The sequence below is a fragment of the Micromonospora sp. WMMD730 genome (genome assembly GCF_049178955.1).
In the GTDB taxonomy this organism is placed as follows: domain Bacteria; phylum Actinomycetota; class Actinomycetes; order Mycobacteriales; family Micromonosporaceae; genus Micromonospora; species Micromonospora wenchangensis.
Map to the genome: position 1 here is coordinate 3,762,442 of NZ_JBMHML010000002.1, position 16,014 is coordinate 3,778,455.

The 16,014-nt window shown below is 73.8% G+C and carries 14 protein-coding genes; 4 read left to right on the forward strand and 10 right to left on the reverse strand.

Features of this window, described 5'->3' with window-relative positions; all coding sequences use genetic code 11:
* Window positions 1–108 precede the first annotated feature (108 nt).
* Both ACN265_RS16505 and ACN265_RS16510 read left to right on the forward strand, forming a co-directional pair.
* On the forward strand, window positions 109–468 hold the full coding sequence (locus tag ACN265_RS16505; protein ID WP_421408452.1) for an effector-associated constant component EACC1: 360 nt from the start codon (window positions 109–111) through the stop codon (window positions 466–468).
* Window positions 465–5,279 carry a caspase family protein gene (locus ACN265_RS16510; protein WP_421408453.1) on the forward strand — a complete coding sequence of 1,605 codons (4,815 nt, stop codon included), beginning with the start codon at window positions 465–467 and terminating at the stop codon, window positions 5,277–5,279. Before ACN265_RS16505 ends, ACN265_RS16510 begins: the two co-directional genes overlap by 4 nt.
* A 25-nt stretch (window positions 5,280–5,304) precedes the next feature.
* On the opposite strand, the gene ACN265_RS16515 is transcribed toward ACN265_RS16510, so the two are convergent.
* The 6 genes from ACN265_RS16515 to ACN265_RS16540 form a co-directional block, all read right to left on the reverse strand.
* Complete coding sequence (locus tag ACN265_RS16515) at window positions 5,305–6,189, reverse strand: sulfite exporter TauE/SafE family protein (RefSeq protein ID WP_357927010.1); 885 nt, start codon at window positions 6,187–6,189, stop codon at window positions 5,305–5,307.
* Window positions 6,186–6,785 (reverse strand): rhodanese-like domain-containing protein, encoded by a 600-nt coding sequence (locus ACN265_RS16520; RefSeq protein WP_421408454.1) that lies wholly within the window; start codon window positions 6,783–6,785, stop codon window positions 6,186–6,188. The genes ACN265_RS16515 and ACN265_RS16520 overlap by 4 nt, the downstream gene beginning before the upstream one ends.
* A 37-nt stretch (window positions 6,786–6,822) precedes the next feature.
* Window positions 6,823–8,223, reverse strand: a complete 1,401-nt coding sequence (locus ACN265_RS16525) for a rhodanese-like domain-containing protein (protein ID WP_421408455.1) — start codon at window positions 8,221–8,223, stop codon at window positions 6,823–6,825.
* 126 nt (window positions 8,224–8,349) lie between these two features.
* A complete protein-coding gene (locus ACN265_RS16530) occupies window positions 8,350–8,619 on the reverse strand; it encodes a metal-sensitive transcriptional regulator (RefSeq protein WP_204926517.1) in 270 nt (89 codons plus the stop codon).
* Window positions 8,620–8,732: 113 nt separating this feature from the next.
* Window positions 8,733–9,002 carry a GlsB/YeaQ/YmgE family stress response membrane protein gene (locus tag ACN265_RS16535; RefSeq protein ID WP_204926518.1) on the reverse strand — a complete coding sequence of 90 codons (270 nt, stop codon included), beginning with the start codon at window positions 9,000–9,002 and terminating at the stop codon, window positions 8,733–8,735.
* A gap of 146 nt (window positions 9,003–9,148) precedes the next feature.
* Complete coding sequence (locus tag ACN265_RS16540; protein ID WP_357927018.1) at window positions 9,149–9,901, reverse strand: dienelactone hydrolase family protein; 753 nt, start codon at window positions 9,899–9,901, stop codon at window positions 9,149–9,151.
* A gap of 224 nt (window positions 9,902–10,125) precedes the next feature.
* Here ACN265_RS16540 and ACN265_RS16545 point away from each other — a divergent pair, with 224 nt between their 5' ends.
* Window positions 10,126–10,866: an SDR family oxidoreductase gene (locus ACN265_RS16545; protein WP_421408456.1), complete on the forward strand. Its 741-nt coding sequence runs from the start codon at window positions 10,126–10,128 to the stop codon at window positions 10,864–10,866.
* Window positions 10,867–10,928: 62 nt separating this feature from the next.
* Window positions 10,929–11,834, forward strand: a complete 906-nt coding sequence (locus tag ACN265_RS16550; protein WP_421408457.1) for an RNA polymerase sigma-70 factor — start codon at window positions 10,929–10,931, stop codon at window positions 11,832–11,834.
* 224 nt (window positions 11,835–12,058) lie between these two features.
* Here ACN265_RS16550 and ACN265_RS16555 read toward each other — a convergent pair whose 3' ends face one another.
* The 4 genes from ACN265_RS16555 to ACN265_RS16570 form a co-directional block, all read right to left on the reverse strand.
* Window positions 12,059–13,510 carry an MFS transporter gene (locus tag ACN265_RS16555; RefSeq protein ID WP_421411513.1) on the reverse strand — a complete coding sequence of 484 codons (1,452 nt, stop codon included), beginning with the start codon at window positions 13,508–13,510 and terminating at the stop codon, window positions 12,059–12,061.
* Between the two features lie 126 nt (window positions 13,511–13,636).
* Entirely contained in the window at window positions 13,637–14,470 is an 834-nt protein-coding gene (locus ACN265_RS16560; RefSeq protein WP_421408458.1) for a thioesterase II family protein, read from the reverse strand.
* Between the two features lie 14 nt (window positions 14,471–14,484).
* Complete coding sequence (locus tag ACN265_RS16565; RefSeq protein ID WP_421408459.1) at window positions 14,485–15,582, reverse strand: class II histone deacetylase; 1,098 nt, start codon at window positions 15,580–15,582, stop codon at window positions 14,485–14,487.
* A 101-nt stretch (window positions 15,583–15,683) separates the two neighbouring features.
* Complete coding sequence (locus tag ACN265_RS16570) at window positions 15,684–15,989, reverse strand: hypothetical protein (RefSeq protein WP_204926524.1); 306 nt, start codon at window positions 15,987–15,989, stop codon at window positions 15,684–15,686.
* Between the last annotated feature and the right edge of the window lie 25 nt (window positions 15,990–16,014).

The window sequence follows — 16,014 nt, forward strand, 5'->3', positions numbered from 1 at the left end:
GGCCGCGCCGGTGGTCCGAGGTGGACGGTCGGCGGGACTGTGTCGACAGGACGACAGGAGAGCGTCCGGCGGCTGACACCGTGTGACGGCATGGGCCATGATGGCGACATGCGTCTGATCTTCTCGGTCTCGGACTCCGACGAGTCGCCGGTGCACGACCTTCGCGATGAACTGGCGGCCGACCCGGAGCTGCGTGACGCCCGGGTCCGGCTGATCCACCGCGCACCCGAGCCGGGCACCCTCGGGGCCGCCGAGGTGCTGGAGTTCATCGGCCAGGACGTGCTGCTGCCCGTGGTGATCCAGGTGGCGTACGACTGGTTCCAGGCCCGACGCGGCGCCCGCCGGGGTGGCGACACCACCGTCACGGTCACCCTCACCGACAGCCCGGACGGCACCCGGGAGGTGAAGATCGAGGCCAGCGGCTCGGCCGAGGACGTCATCGCGGTGCTCCAACAGGGTCTGCGGTGACCGCTGCGCACCAACCACGGTTCGACCCGACGAAGTCCCGCGCCGTCCTGCTGGGGGTCAGCCGGTACGACCATCTCGCCCTGACCGTCCCCGCTGCCAGGGACAACATCGAGGCACTGGCGACGGCGTTCGCCGATCCCACCGTCTGGGGTCTGCCGAAGCGGCGGATCGCCGTGGTGCACGACCCGTCGGCCGACGATCTGACCGGCTACGTCGAGGACGCGGCCCAACTCGTCGGCGAGGACGGCGTGCTGGTGGTCTACTACGCCGGCCACGCCGTCCGGGTGGGCCGATCGATGCGGCTGCTGCCCCGCGAAGCCACCGACAACCCCGGCACCGAGTTCCCGGTGGAGGGTTTCGTGGCCGCCGCGCAGGGTGCCGGCGCGCGGCACCGGTTGCTGATCCTCGACTGCTGTCACGCGGGCAACGCCAGTGCCGCCCTGCCGCCCGAGCCGTTCCGGGTGGACGAGGAGCTCAGCGGGTGGCAGTTGCTGGCGGCCGTGCGCAGCGGTTCGGCGCTCGACGCCGGCCCGGACGAGCTGCACACCCCGTTCACCCGGGCGTTGCTGGAGGTCTTCGGCAGGGGCCGGCCGGGCGGGGCGGAGTGGCTGACCCCGGCGGAGGTGCTGCGCGGTGCCGGGGAACTCCTGGCCGACGCGGGCTATCCGGCCCCGGCCCGCAGCCCGGTCGAGTTCGACCGGGGCTGGGTGCGTAACCCGGCGTGGCGTCCGCCGCAGCGCCGGGCGGTGCCGTTCCCCCGCCGGCCGACCGCCTCCCCCACCGACCAGGGCGAGCGGTCCGGCTTCGACAGCGCCTGGCCGGCCCGGCAGGTGCCGTTCGCCGGCCGGGTCCCGGAGCTGGCCCGGGGCGCGGCCAGCCTGGGCGTGCCGCAGGGGGCGGTACTGCCGGTCGTCGGGCCCCGGCACGCCGGCAAGCGGTACTTCGTCGACGAGGTGCTGGCCCGCTTCGCCGAGGAGGCCGGGCGGCTCGACGAGGTGGCGCTGCTGCGGCTGGACATCCCCAACAGCAGCGCGCCCGAGCCGGTGCTCGGGGTGCTCGCCCGGGAACTCGACGTCACCATCGACGACGTCACCGACTACGGCATGGACTACGCCGAGGCGGTCCGGACGACCCTGGCCGAGGAGCTGCAACGGCAGCTGCACCGCCGCCGGCTGATCCTGTTCGTCGAGGGTTCCCGGCTGGGCACCCGACCGGAGGCGGTCCGGGCACAGCTCGACCGGCTGCTGAAGCTGTCGGCGTTCGACCGGGCGCTGGTCATCGTCGCCACCCGGGCGGAGATCCAGCTCAGCGGCGACGGCCAGTTCCGGTACCTGCCGGTGATCCAACTGCGCGAACTCGACGAGGACGAGGCCACCGCGCTGGTCGACCAGGTGCTCTCCGACCCGCTGTACGGCGGCGGCCTGACCATCACCGGGCTCGCCGAGGGCCGGCTCTGGACGGAGCTGGACGACAAGCTGGTCCGGCTGCCCGGAGTGCTGCACAACGGGGTCGACGAACTCGCCAACGACGTGCTCAACAAGCGGATCGAGCAGCCCGGCGTCGAACACCTCGTCGACGCCCTGCTGCGCCGCTCGGCCGCCACGGTCGGCGCCGGGCTTCGGGACGTGGACTGCTTCGCGCTGTGGACCGGCACCGACGGCAAGCGGGGCCGACCCGGCGCGCTGGCCGTGCTGACCGCCTGGGCCATCACCGACGGCCTGTGGCTCTCCACCGAACTGCTCGAATCGATGGGCTGCGGGCTCACCCCGCAGGCCACCCACCATTTGGTCGAGGCGCGCATCCTCACCCAGCAGGAGCGCGACGGCACCCTCTGGCACGACCTGGGCCGGTCGACGCGGCACGCGTTGAGCAACGCGTTGACCGCCACCCTGCGCGGCAGCGGCGGCGACAACGTCTACGGTCGGGCGCTCGTCGACGGTGCCGAACTCACCCCCGACCAGCTCGACGAGCCGGTGGCCGAGGCGATGTTCGCCCTGATCATGGCGATGCTGCGGCAGCGGCAACGGCACCCGGCCAACTCCGACCAGCACGTCATGCTGGGCGTCGACCGGGCGATCGGCTGCCTCGACGAGGCGGTGGTGGCCGGATACCCCCGGCTGCGGGAGACGCTGACCAAGCTCGCCGCCGCGCACTCCGGTGACGCGGCGTTCAGCCCGGTGCGGCTGGAGGCCACGGCCGTCGTGGCCACCGACGGGCCGGTCACCGTCCCGACCGACGCCGTCGCGCCGCCGGTCGAGGCGGACGTCCCCGCCGACCGGCCGGTCCGGGCCACCGGCTACCCGGTGGTCGCCGGTGCCGCCCGGCTCAACCAGGCGATGCGGGCCACCGGGCAGGGCCAGCAGGTACGCGAGGCGTTCGTGGCCGCCGCCGACGCGGTGGCGGAGGCGATCGGGCAGGCCGACCGGGACGCGTTGTCGCACCGGCTGCTGAAGTCGATCGACACCGCGCTGTTCATCGGTGGCCGCCGGCTGCGGGCGGGGACGAGCCTGCTGCCGGCCCGGGAGCGGGCCGCGCCGGTGCTGGCCGACTGCGCCCGGGTGGCCGGCGGCAACCGCCCGGATCTGATCACCGTGGCGATCTCCTGGCTGCTGAACACCGTCGACCTCCAGCTCACCTCGGGTCGGGTCCCCGCCGCGCGGGACGCGCTCGGCACCGCGTTCGAGCTGTTCGAGCTGATGCCCGAGCCGGTCACCCTGCGCGACCGGTTCGCGGTGTTGCAGATGCGCCACCGGCTGCTGTCCGGTCGCGCCCGGGGGGAGCGCACCCTGGCGGAACGGGTGGCGACGCTGGCCGAGGCGACGGCGGCGGTCAGCGAGGGGTTGGCCCTGTCCGGGTCGGACAGCGACCGGGGCCTGTGGGGCATGCGGCTGTGCGGGGTGGCGACGCTGCTCGTCGCCGAGCAGCCGACCTTCGCCGACCAGGAGGCGACGGGCCGGCGGGTGGTCGAGGAGCTGACGGCGGCCTGGGGTTCGCCGGCCCGCTGGCCCGGCGACACCCGGATGTACGTGTGGCGGCTGCTGCACGCCGTGCACCGCAGCGACCCGGACGTGGTCAGCCAGCTGGAGGCCGCCCGACGGACGATGGCCCTGGTGCTGACCGACGGCGAGTTCCCGCTGTTCCCCGGAATCGAGGCGGAGGTGCACCTGTTCGTCGCGCACTGCCTGCGCCGCAACAACAGGTTCGCCGAGGCGACGACCGAGGCCGAGGTCGCGCTGGAGTGCGCGAAGCGGGCCCACGAGGACCGACCGAGCGCCCGGTCGCTGCTGCGGGAACTGCGCATCCAGCGGGAGCTGGGCAGCTGGCGGGCCGAGATCGACGCGTCCCCGCGCGGCGGTGACGCCCCCCGGACCCGGCCCCGGGACCAGAAACTGCTGCGCCGGATCAGGGAGGTGCAGAACTGGCTGGCCGAGCAGGAGCACACCACCTGGCACCACGCGGTGCTCGACCTGTGGTGCCACCGGGCCCGGTGGAGCAGCGAGGGTAACCTGCTGGCCGCGGCCACCCCGGAGGGCGTGGAGCGCCTGGAGCGCAGAAAGCGGCTGCGGCCGGAGGATCTGGTGGAGATCCGCCGGGTCTACCGGCTCCGCCGGGACAAGCTCGACGGGCACCTGCGCCGGTTCAGCCACTCGATCGAGCTGCTCCAGATGGAGGTGGGGCTGGAGCGGCAGTACCGGCGCTGGCTGGGGGTGGGCGAGCAGCAGCCTGACGAGCAGGGGGTGCACCGGCGTAACGACGTCGACAACAGCACGGTCTGGGAGCTGATCCGGGCCGCCGAGCAGCGTTGGCCGGACCATCCGGGGGTGCTGGAGGTCCGGGCGGAGTTCCACCGCTACATCTGGGAGTACCGGCAGGCGATCGAGACGTACCGGCGGCTGATCGTGACCGCGTCGGACGGTCGGGGACGGTTGCGGTACGGGCTGGCCATGGTCGAGGCCATCGTCGGGTACGCCCACTTCGGCTGGCCGCGCAACGATCCCGATCCGCGCCCGCTGCTGCTGGAGGCGGGCGAGCTGCTCGCCGCCGAGGAGCGGGAGGGTCCGCTGCTGGAGCAGTTGGTGATCCTGCGGACCCGGGTGGACCTGGAGCTGAACCGGGAGATCGCCTGGAGCGACGTCGAGAACGTCGCCACCGAGATCATGAGCGACGGTGGCTACACCGAGGGTGTCGCGCGGATGCTCAACCGGCGGCGCAGTGGCGATGCCGTGGTCACCAGCCTGGCCGACCGGGGGGTGTGGCGGATCGCCGAGGGCAGCGAGTTCGCCGACCAGCTCAACCGGGTCTTCCACCCCACCCCCCGGGTGCGTCCGCCGGCCGACCGGGAGGTCACCGACGAGTCCCACTCGACGATCGCCGACCTCCTCCGGGAGAACTTCACCGAGGTGCAGCTCCTGCGCGGCCTCGGCGCGGTCTACCTGCGGATGGCGGAGCTGCGTCGGGACCCCGAGAAGGCGGTGAAGGCGTTCCACTTCTTCGACGGGTGCCGGGTGTTCCAGCAGGTCCACCTGGCCGGCCGGGTCACCCCGGTCACCATGTTCCTGATGGCCCGGGCGATCCTGCTGGCCGCCGAGCTGACCTCCTCGGCCGATCCGATCGCCGAGCCGTGCCCGCGGGAGGGTCGCAGCTGGCTGGAGTACGCCGAACAGCGCCTCCAGTCGAGCAAGGACCAGTCGGTGGGCGAGTTCGGCAAGCAGTGCAGCCACTTCCACAAGGAGACCGGCAAACTGCTGCGTACCATCCAGGCCCGGCAGGGCATGGAGAAGATGGCCAACCTGCGCCGCCGCCCCCGGTGACCGCGCCGGAGGCACGGCCGGGCGGTCAGTCGGCGGGGCGGGTCGCTGTCCGACCGACGCCGGCCGGGGAACGTCGGGCGCAGGTCAGCGCGGCGAGCGCCGCGCCGGCCGCGAGGCCGGCCAGGCCGGTCCACAGTGCCGGGTCGGCCCGAACCCCGCCGGGGAGTTGCTGGACCAGCACGAAAGCGCCCATGACCAGCACGAACCAGCCGAACGACAGGCGCAGAGCCTCGGCCGGTACCCGGCTGGTGAGCCGCCCGCCGAGCAGGCTGCCGAGCACGGCGGCGGCGGTGACGGCGAGCGCCAGCGGCCAGTGGATGTCGACGGTCCAGAGATAACCGGCGAGACCCGCGAACGACTTCATCGCGATCACCACCAGCGAGGTGCCGATGGCGACCGGCATCGGCAGACCGCCCAGCAGCGCCAGCGCGGGCACCACCAGGAACCCGCCGCCGGCCCCGACGAGGCCGGTGACCAGCCCGACCACCGCCCCGTCGGCGAGCACCCGGGCCAGGGGCAGCTCGTGCGGCCCGGTGCCCCCGGCGACCCGTCGGCCACGGATCATGGCGGCGGCGGTGGCCAGCATCATCACCGCGAATCCGGTGAGCAGGAGCGTCGGCGGGAGGTGGCCGGCCAGCCGCCCGCCGACGTACGCCCCGGCCATGCCGGCGAGCCCGAACACCAGCCCGGTTCGCCAGCGGACCCGGTGTGCCCGCGCGTGCGGCAGCACCCCGACGAGGCTGGTGACGCCGACGACGAGCAGCGAGGTGGCGATGGCCTCCCGGGCCGGCAGGTCGGCGACGTAGACCAGCAGCGGCACGGCCAGGATGGAACCGCCGCCGCCGAGCAGGCCGAGGCTGACGCCGATCAGCACGGCCAGCCCGAGGGTCAGCGGCAGGGTGGCGCTCACCCCTGCCGTCCGGTGCCACCGCGTAGCTGGGCGACGACACCGTCCAGGTCGCATCCCGCGCCCCGGTTGTAGGGCAGCCGGCCCAGCAGCATGCCCATGGCACAGGTGTCGGTGAGGGCGGCGACGGTGAGCCCACCGCCGATCAGCGCGGCGACCCACTTCAGCCCCGGCACCAGCACCGAGCCGAGGATGCTGACCAGCACGATCGACCCGGCGACGAGGCGTACCTGCCGTTCCAGGTCCCAGCGGGGGGTGCCCCGCCGTACGGGTGCCGACGTCTTTTCCCAGGCGAGCATGCCGCCGTCGAGGACCCGCAGGTGGGGCAGGCCGGCGGCGGCGAGCGCCCGACCGGCCTGGCCGGCCCGCGCGCCGGAGCGGCAGATCAGCACCACCTCCTCGTCGAGGTGTCGCCGCAGTTCGTCGCGGTGTTCGCGGAGCAGGTCGAGCGGGACGTTGTAGGCGCCGGGGATGTGCGCGGTCTCGAACTCGGCCGGGGTGCGGACGTCCAGCAGGCGGGGTGCCCGGCCGGAGTCGACCAGGGCACGTAGGGTGCCGGCGTCGACGGTGGCCTCGCGGGTGGGGTCGGTACGGTCCATCTCTCCTCGTTTCGGGGTCCGCCGCAGCGGGGGCGGGTCAGGCGGGGGTGGTCAGGGTGAGGCCGGCGGGCGCGGCCCGGTCGAACCGGTCGTCGACGACGACCACCGTCCGGCCGGCGTTGGCCAGCAGGGACGCGGCGGCGCTGGCCCGGTAGCCGGAGCCGCAGTGCACCCAGATCGTCCCGGCGGGGATGTCGGCGAGCCGGGCCCGCAGGTCGGGCAGGGGGACGTGGACGGCGTCGGTGAGGTGCCCGGCCCTCCACTCGTTGGTCATCCGCACGTCGAGGACGACCTGCGGGGCGGGCAGTCCGGCGGGCGGGTTTCCGGCGCGGGCGGCGGCCAGGGCCGCGAAGTCGGCGGTGGGCTGCTCGCGGAGCTGGCCGGGGTCGGCGGCCCATCGTTCGGGGCCGCCGGTGGCCTGGGCGGCGGGCCGGTCGATGCCGATGCGGGCCAGTTCCCGCTGGGCGTCGGCGATCTGTTCCGGGGTCTCGGCGAGCAGGGTCAGCGGGGCGCCCCAGTCGATCAGCCAGCCGAGCCAGGTGGACATCGGCCCGTCGAGGCCGAGGCTGACCGTGCCGGCGAGGTGCGCGGCGGCGTACGCCTTGCGGTGCCGCAGGTCGACCACCCACTGCCCGGCGGCGATCCGTTCGCGCAGTTGCCCGGCGTCGGCGCGGGTGGCCGGGGTGAGGTCGATCGGCGTCGGGCCGGCGGCGTTGGCGGCTCCCATGTGCGCGTAGTACGCGGGGTGGGCGTCCAGGCCGGCGAGGATGTCGGTGACGAAGTCGTCGGCGGCGAGCCGGAGCACCGGGTTGACCTGCCGCTCCCGGCCGATGGTGGAGTCGGGGGCGTCGGCCTGGGTGGCGGAGCAGAAGCTGCCGAAGCCGTGGGTGGGCCAGATCTGGGTGCCGTCGGGCAGCAGGTCGGCCAGCCGCCGGGCGGAGGAGTGCTGGTGGTGGGCGAGTTCGTGGGCGTGCTGCTGGCCGAGCAGGTCGGTGCGGCCGGTGGTGCCGAAGAGCAGGGAGCCGCCGGTGAACACGCCGACCGGCTGCCAGCCGCCGTCGGTTGCGGTGTCCAGGACGTAGGACAGGTGGTGGAAGGTGTGGCCGGGGGTGGCGACCACCCGCAGCCGCAGGGTGTCCGACACGGGCACCTCGTCGCCGTCGTCGACCGGGGTGCGGGGGAAACCGACCTGGTCGGCGGCGGCCACCAGGTACTCGGCCCCGGTGAGCCGGGCGAGTTCCCGTCCGCCGGAGACGTAGTCGTTGTGCAGGTGGGTCTCCACCACGTGGGTGATCCGGACGTCGCGCTGGCCGGCCAGGCGCAGGATGCGGTCGACGTCGCGCTGCGGGTCGACCACGACCGCGGTCCGGCCGTCGGAGGCCAGGTAGCTGCGGTCGCCGAGGGAGGACGTGCTGAGCACCGTCACCTCAACAGTCATGGCAAACCTCTCTTTTCGCTTATACCCCTGGGGGTATGTAACGGACAGACGGGTGTTCGTGTTCCGGGGTACGGAGTACCCGCCCGGAGCGCGATCAGGCGGGCCGGGCGGGACGCCGTTCGCGGGTCAGGCCAGCGCCAGGAAGAGCTTCTCCAGCTCGGCCTCGGTCATCTCGGGAGTCTCACCGCGCCCACGCGCCGCGTCGCAGTGCCGCATCCCGGAGGCGATGATCTTGAAACCGGCCCGGTCGATGGCCTTGGAGACCGCCGCGAGCTGGGTCAACGCCTCCCGGCAGTCCTCGCCGTTCTCCATCATCTCGATCACGGCGTTGAGCTGACCCCGGGCCCGCTTGAGCCGGGTCAACGCGTCGCCGGTCATCTCCGGTCGCAGTTTCACGGTGCACCTCCTGCCACCAACATACCCCCGGGGGTACCCGAACCGCCACCCGCCCGAAACGGCCGCGTCGGCCCGCCCCGGGGAGAGGGCGAGCCGACGCGAGGGGGTGCGGGTCAGTGCCGACGTCGGCCGTACGTGCCGGCGAGAACGGCGACGCCGACGGCCGCGAAGGCCACCTGGAGGAACAGCTCGATCCAGTCGATGCCCCGGGTGTCGTCCACCCCGAGCGCGCCGGCGAGCAGGGTGCCGAGGATCGCGGCCACCACGCCGATGGCCAGGGTGAGCAGGATCGAGATCTTCTGCTTCCCGGGCACCACGAGGCGACCCAGGGCACCGATGATCAGACCGATGATGATGGCGGTGAAGAAGCCCTGTACTTCCACGTGTGTCGTCCCTCCACGAGTCGCTGTCGACCTGGACTCTGCCCCGGGTGGACGGGCGGTGAAACCACGACGGGACGCTGCGGACGAAATGTCACGCGACTGTCATGACCCCGCGTGGGGAACGTCATCCGACCGCCGCGTCCGGCTCAGCGCAGGGTCCGCTCCAACAGGTCGAACAGCGCCGCCCAGTGCCGCTCGGTGGCCCCCTCGTCGTACATGGCGGTGTCGGCCATCGTGAAGCCGTGCGGAGCCCCGGCGTACACCTCGGAGCGGTAGGTGACCCCGGCGGCGTCGAGCGCCCCCTCCAACGTCGCGATGTGGTCGGCGGTCATCGAGTCGTCCCGGTCAGCGTGGGCGAAGTACAGCTCACCGGTGACCGCGCCGACGCCCCGGTGCGGGCTGTCCGGCGCGTCGGTGACGACCCGGCCGGCGTGGAAGCTGGCCAGCGCCGCGATCCGGTCCGGATGCGCCTCGATCGCGCGCAGCGCGTTGGTGCCGCCCATGCAGTACCCCACGATCGCCACCGGCCCGTCGGCGACGTCGTCGCGGGCGGCGAGGAAGTCCAGGTAGGCCCCGGCGTCCCGGGCCACCAGCTCCGGGGTGAGCGCGTTGATCAGCGGCACGATCCGGCCGAACAGCTCGCCGCGCCGCTGCGGGTCGGCCAGGTCGGCGAGGTCGACGCGCGGCATCGGGCCGGTGCGGTGGAACAGGTTCGGCACCAGCACCAGGTAACCCTGCGCGGCGATCCGCTCGGCCATCTCGGCGAGCCGGGGACGCAGCCCGAAGGCGTCCATGAAGAACAGCACCGCCGGGAACGGCCCGTCCCCGTCCGGCCGGGCCAGATACGCATCCGCCGCGCCGTCGCTGGTCGGAACCTCCACCGTCGTCGTGCCCGCCATGGTGTCTCCTCGCCCGGGTGCCGGCGCACCCACCGCGGGAACGCTACCCGCTGCCGCAGCCGCCGGCGGACCGTGGCCCGGGGTACCCCACCGCACACCGCGACCCCGCTCCCGGCCCGGCCGGCGGTGGCCCAGGACGACGCCTGTCACGGATCGCGGGTCCCGCCGGTCGTACGGGTGCAGGGCGGTACGACCGCCAGGGACGGACAGGGAGTGGATCGACCATGAAGATCGTCGTCATCGGGGGCAGCGGACTCATCGGCAGCAGGCTGGTGACCCTGCTGGGGCAGCAGGGTCACGACGCGGTGGCCGCCTCGCCACGGACCGGGGTCGACGCGCTCACCGGCACGGGGGTGGCCGAGGCGCTCGACGGCGCCGACGTCGTGGTGGACGTGTCGAACTCCCCCTCCTTCGAGGCGGACGCCGTGTTGGCGTTCTTCGAGACGTCCACCCGTACCCTGCTGGCGGCGGAGGCGAAGGCCGGCGTACGGCACCACGTGGCACTGTCGATCGTCGGCGCCGACCGCATCCCCGACAGCGGGTACATGCGCGCCAAGGTGGCCCAGGAGGCGTTGATCGCCGCGGCGGACGTGCCGTGGACGGTGCTGCGGGCCACCCAGTTCTTCGAGTTCGTGCCGGCCATCGTCGAGTCGTCCGTGGTGGGCGACGAGGTGCGGCTGCCGTCGGCGCTGATCCAACCGGTCGCCGCCGACGACGTGGTGACGGTGCTGGCCGAGATCGCCGTCGGCACGCCGGCCGACGGGATCGTGGACCTGGCCGGGCCCGAGCGGTTCCGGCTGGACGAGTTGGGTCGCGCGACGCTGGCCGCCGCCGGTGACCCCCGGCCGGTGGTCAGCGACCCGCAGGGGCGCTACTTCGGGGCGCTGCTGGCCGAGCAGGCGCTGGTCCCGCTCGGTGACGCCCGCACCGGCGGGGTCCGGTTGGCGCAGTGGCGCGGACGCTGACCCGACGCGCGGGCCCGGCGGGTGACGTCGGGCCCGCGCGGCGCACCGCCTACGGTAGGCGCATGACGACCGGGTCCGGGGCCACCGCCGACGCGCCACCGGCCGTCGCGCCCGCCGACCTGACCGCGTTCCTCGACGTGCGGCCACGGCTGTTCGGGCTCGCCTACCGGATGCTGGGCAGCGTCGTCGAGGCCGAGGACGTGGTGCAGGAGGCGTGGCTGCGCTGGCAGGGCACCGACCGCAGCGGGGTGCGCAACCCGGCGGCCTTCCTCACCACCACGACCACCCGGCTGGCGGTGAACGCGGCCACCTCGGCGCGGGCCACCCGGGAGACGTACGTGGGGCCGTGGCTGCCCGAGCCGGTCGACACCCGCGCCGATCCGACCCTCGGCGCGGAACGGGCGGCGGCATTGGACGTCGCGGTCCTGCTGCTGCTGGAACGGCTGACCCCCGCCGAGCGGGCCGCGTACGTGCTGCGGGAGGCGTTCGACTACCCGTACCGGGAGATCGCCGAGGTGCTCGGCACGTCGGAGCCGAACGCGCGGCAGTTGGCCGGCCGGGCCCGGCGGCACCTCGCCGTCGAGGGTGCCACGCCGGTCGCGCCGCACCAGCGTCGGCGGCTGGCGCAGGCGTTCCTCGACGCGGCCCGCGACGGCGACCTGACGACGTTGGAGCGGCTGCTCACCGCCGACGTGGTGGCCCGCTCCGACGGCGGCGGCCGGGTGCACGCGGCCCGCCGGGACGTGTGCGGGCCGGCCCGGGTGACGAACTTCCTGGACAACGTGCGGCGCAAGTACTGGCGGGCGACGACTGTCGGCCTGGTCGAGGTCAACGGCGGCCCGGGGGTGCTGGTCGCCGCCGACCGGCCGGTCACGCTGATCACGCTGGACACCTCGGCCCGGGGCATCGAACGGCTGCTGCTGGTGGTCAACCCGGACAAGCTCGGGCGGTTGCCGGTCCGTCGTTGACCGGCGAGCCACCCCACCGTCGCCGGCACCTCCAGGTCGGCGACCCCACCCGGCCGGTCGAGGATCGACCCGGCGTCCCGGGTCGGTGCTGTCCCGGGTGCACGCGACGGGCCGCCGGAGGGCGTTCTCCCGGCTGTCGGGGAGCGTCCGGTCACGACGCCGGGGGCGTGCCGGCGGACACCCGGTCCGTCGGCACGCCCCCGGTGGTGTCGGGCGAACGCGGGTCAGGACGCCGACCGCGCCGGTACGGTGTCGTCCACCGGGGCGTCGTCCGGCGCGTCCGGCCGGACGCGGACCATTGTCAGCACCGCCACGGCGAGCAGGACGGTGATCACGGTGCTGATCGCGCCGATCACGTTCAGCCCGTCGGTGAACGCCTCCCGTGCGGAGGCCAGCAGCGTCGCGCCGACCTCCCCGGGCAGCCGTTCGGCGGCGACGACGGCGGTGGCCAGCGTGTCACCCGCGGCGGTGCCCTCGGGGACGGTGACCTGGCTGCGGTAGACGATCGCGCCGATGCTGCCCAGGATGGCGACGCCGAGCGCCATGCCCAGTTCGGTGCTGGTCTCCGAGACGGCCGAGGCGGAGCCGGCCTGCTCGGGCGGTGCCGACCCGACGACGATGTCGGTGCCCAGGGCGATCAGCGGCCCGCCCCCGGCGTAGACCAGGAGGAAGCCGACCACCAGCTGGGTGAGCCCGCCCTCGCTGCCGATCAGGGCCAGGCTCAGGTGCCCGACCGCCGAGACCGCCAGGCCGGCGGCCACCACGTGCGCCGGGGCGAACCGCCCGGCCAGCACCGGGGAGAGCATCGAGGTGACGATCAGCGCGATCGCCGCCGGCAGCAGCCAGAGCCCGGCCCGCAGCGGGGAGAGCCCCACCACGAGCTGGAGATACTGCGTGACGAACAGGTACGTCCCACCGGCGATCAGCATGCTGAACAGCATCGCCACCAGGGCGGTGGTCAGCGCGCGGTTGCGGAACAGCCGCAGGTCGATCAGCGGGCTGGTGAGGCCCCGCTGCCGGCGGACGAAGAACACGCCGACGGCCAGGCCGGCGACGATCGCGAGCACCGGCAGCAGGCCCGGGTCGTCCTTGGCCAGCTCCTTGAGGCCGTAGACGACCGGCAGGATGGTGGCCAGGGACAGCGCCACGCTGGTCAGGTCGAGCCGGCCGGCGTCGGCGTCGCGGTACTCGGGCAGCAGTCGCGGGCCGGCCAGCAGCAGCACCGCCATGATCGGCACGTTCAGCAGGAAGACCGAGCCCCACCAGAAGTACTCCAGCAACGCGCCGCCGACCACCGGGCCGAGCGCGATGCCGACGGAGAACATGGTGACCCAGACGGCGATCGCGATCCCGCGCTGCTTCGCGTCCTGGAACATGTTGCTGATCAGCGCGAGGGTGGACGGCATCAGGGTGGCGCCGGCGATGCCGAGCGCGGCGCGCGCGGCGATCAGCATGGCGGCGCTGTCGGCGTACGCGGCGATCACCGAGGCGACCCCGAACGCGGCGGCGCCGATCAGCAACAGCCGACGCCGGCCGATGCGGTCACCGAGCGTGCCCATGGTCACCAGCAGGCCGGCGATCATGAAGCCGTAGATGTCGATGATCCACAGCATCTGTGGCGCGCTGGGCAGCAGGCTCTCGCTGATGTGCGGCACCGCGAGGTGCAGGACGCTCATGTCGATGGAGAGCAGCAGCGTCGGTAGCGCCAGCACTGCCAGGCCCAGCCATTCCCGGGGGCTCGCCCGGTGCTGCGGTTCGCTCGTGGTGCCCAAGGTGGTTCCTCTCTGGATGGTGCGGAGTGGTCAGTGCGTAAACATCGCACTGGGGTGGGACATTTCTTGATGTTCCGCCACATGGGGGAAACAAAGCTGTAAAAGATGTTCCGCGATGGTTGCCGCGGTGTCCGGGTCGTACAGGTAGAAGTGGCCGCCGGTGAACATCCGGCGGGAGAAGACCCCCGTCGTCTCCAGCGACCACAGGTGCAGCCGGTCGGCGACGACGACCGGGTCGTCCACCGCGCCCAGCGACAGGATCGGCACCGCCACCCCCGTCGGCGGCCGGCGGTAGGTCTCCATGGCTTCGAGATCGGCCCGGATCGCGGCCAGCGCGGGGCGCACCAGGTCCCCCCGGTGCAGCAGTTCGGGGCCGATCCCGCCGATCTCCACCAGGTGTTCCAACAGTTCGTCGTCCGTCCGACGGTGGGCGAACGGCGGCTCGCTGGGAAAACACGGTGGTTGGCGGGCCGACACCGTGAGCAGCCGGGGCGGCCGACCGAGCCGCTCCATCGCCCGGGTCAGTTCGTAGCCCAGCACACTGCCGAAGCTGTGCCCGACGACCGCGTACGGCAGCGGTGGCAGCTCCGCGACGGCGCGGCTGAGGCCGTCGACGAGCGGTGCCACCCGGCGCAGCGGCGGCTCCCCGGCCCGCAGCCCCCGGCCGGGCAACTGGGCGACCAGCAGCTCGACCCCCGCCGGCAGCACCGGCCGCCAGGTGCGGAACGCCGACGGCCAACCGCCGGCGTGCGGCAACGCGATCAGTCGCGCCCACGGCCCGCCGCGGGCCGGGCGGGCGGCGTGGGACCCGCTCTCGACCGGGTGCCGCAGGCCCGCGCCCACCCGCATCAACCAGCCGTTCATCGGCTCCGCCCTCCTCATGCCAGCATCGGGTGGTGGGCCTCGAGGTGCTCGACCACGCGGCTCTGCTGCGGTCGCAGCCGTTGCCCGGGCAGGTGCTCCAACGAGTGCAGGAAGGGATCGGGCGGGGGTGGCAGGCCGGCGATCGCCGACGCGATGGCCAACACCAGCGTCGGCTGGTACCAGGCCGAGTAACCGCCCTCGTGGACGAACACGATCCGCCCGCCGGTGAGTTCGTCGGCCAGCGCGCACATCGTCAGGGTCATCGCGTGGAACGTCCGGCTGGTGCACATCATCCGACCCATCGGGTCGTGGCCGCTCGCGTCGACACCGGCCGCGACCAGGACCAGCTCCGGGCGGAAGGCGCGCGCCGCCGGCACGACCAGCCGGGACAGCGCCGCCAGGTACGCCTCGTGCCCCGAACCGGCGGGCAACGGCACGTTGAGGGTGCGGCCCGCGCCGGCACCCGTGCCCGTCTCGGTGACCAGCCCCGACGCGGGTGGGAACAGCCCCTCCTGGTGGATCGAGACGTAGAGCACGTCCGGGTCGTCGTAGAAGGTGCGCTGGATGCCGTTGCCGTGGTGCACGTCCCAGTCGAGCACCAGCACCCGGCGTGCCCCGTGCCGCTGCGCCGCCCGCGCGGCGATCGCCACGTTGTTGTAGAGGCACAGCGCCATCGCCCGGTCCGGCTCGGCGTGGTGCCCGGGCGGCCGGACCAGGCAGTACGCCCGGTCGAAGCGCCCGTCGAGCACGGCGGTGGCCGCCTGCGCGCCGGCCCCCGCCGCCACCCGGGCGGCCTGGGCGCTGTGGTGGTTGACGTACGCGTACACCCCGGCGTCGCCCGCGCCGAGCGCGGAGGCCGCCTCGACCCGGGCGAGGTGTTCCGGCACGTGCACCAGCAGCAGGTCGTCGTCGGTGGCCGGCTCGGGGGTGACCGGGGTGTAGTAATCCAGCACCCCGGCCAGCCGGACCAGCCCCTCGGCCCGGCGCAGATCCGGGTCGACGGCGTGCTGGCGCAGGGGTTCGATGCCCGGACCGACAGGCAGGTAGCCCGATCCCGGTCCGGGGTCGTGCCAGAAGCAGATCTCGTGGCTGTACCAGGCGAGCTTCGACATGGGCGACGTCCTCGGCGCTCGACATCGGGCAGGGGCGGATGGCCGGGGTGCGCCACCGACGGGACCAGGTCGGCGGCGCACCCCGGACCGGACGCCGCCGGTCAGGCGGCGACGGTGGCCGGCGCCCGGGTCACCCCGGACACCTCGGCGATGTACCGGTGGTAGTGCTCCCGCTCCTCGGCGGGGGTGAGCTTGGCCCGGAACGTGGAGTCCAGCCAGCCCAGCACCTGCTCGGCCTCGGCCCGGGTGAGGGCCCGGTCGCCGAGTTCCTTCTCGAACTCCCGGATCCGGGCGGTCGGGGTCAGCACCCCCTCGGCGTAGCCGGTCTCGTCCGTGTTGTGGTTGCGGGTGCAGGCGACGGCCTTCAGGACGGCACCGAAGAAGGCCCTGCTGTCGATGTCACTCACTGCGTTCTCCTCTCGACGGGGTTCC

Coding starts and splice junctions, on each gene's coding strand:
- ACN265_RS16550 (WP_421408457.1), top strand. CDS start 10,929: ATGACGACCGGGTCCGGGGCCACCGCCGACGCGCCACCGGCCGTCGCG.
- ACN265_RS16560 (WP_421408458.1), bottom strand. CDS start 14,470: ATGAACGGCTGGTTGATGCGGGTGGGCGCGGGCCTGCGGCACCCGGTC.
- ACN265_RS16555 (WP_421411513.1), bottom strand. CDS start 13,510: ATGAGCGTCCTGCACCTCGCGGTGCCGCACATCAGCGAGAGCCTGCTG.
- ACN265_RS16565 (WP_421408459.1), bottom strand. CDS start 15,582: ATGTCGAAGCTCGCCTGGTACAGCCACGAGATCTGCTTCTGGCACGAC.
- ACN265_RS16520 (WP_421408454.1), bottom strand. CDS start 6,785: ATGGACCGTACCGACCCCACCCGCGAGGCCACCGTCGACGCCGGCACC.
- ACN265_RS16545 (WP_421408456.1), top strand. CDS start 10,126: ATGAAGATCGTCGTCATCGGGGGCAGCGGACTCATCGGCAGCAGGCTG.
- ACN265_RS16505 (WP_421408452.1), top strand. CDS start 109: ATGCGTCTGATCTTCTCGGTCTCGGACTCCGACGAGTCGCCGGTGCAC.
- ACN265_RS16540 (WP_357927018.1), bottom strand. CDS start 9,901: ATGGCGGGCACGACGACGGTGGAGGTTCCGACCAGCGACGGCGCGGCG.
- ACN265_RS16525 (WP_421408455.1), bottom strand. CDS start 8,223: ATGACTGTTGAGGTGACGGTGCTCAGCACGTCCTCCCTCGGCGACCGC.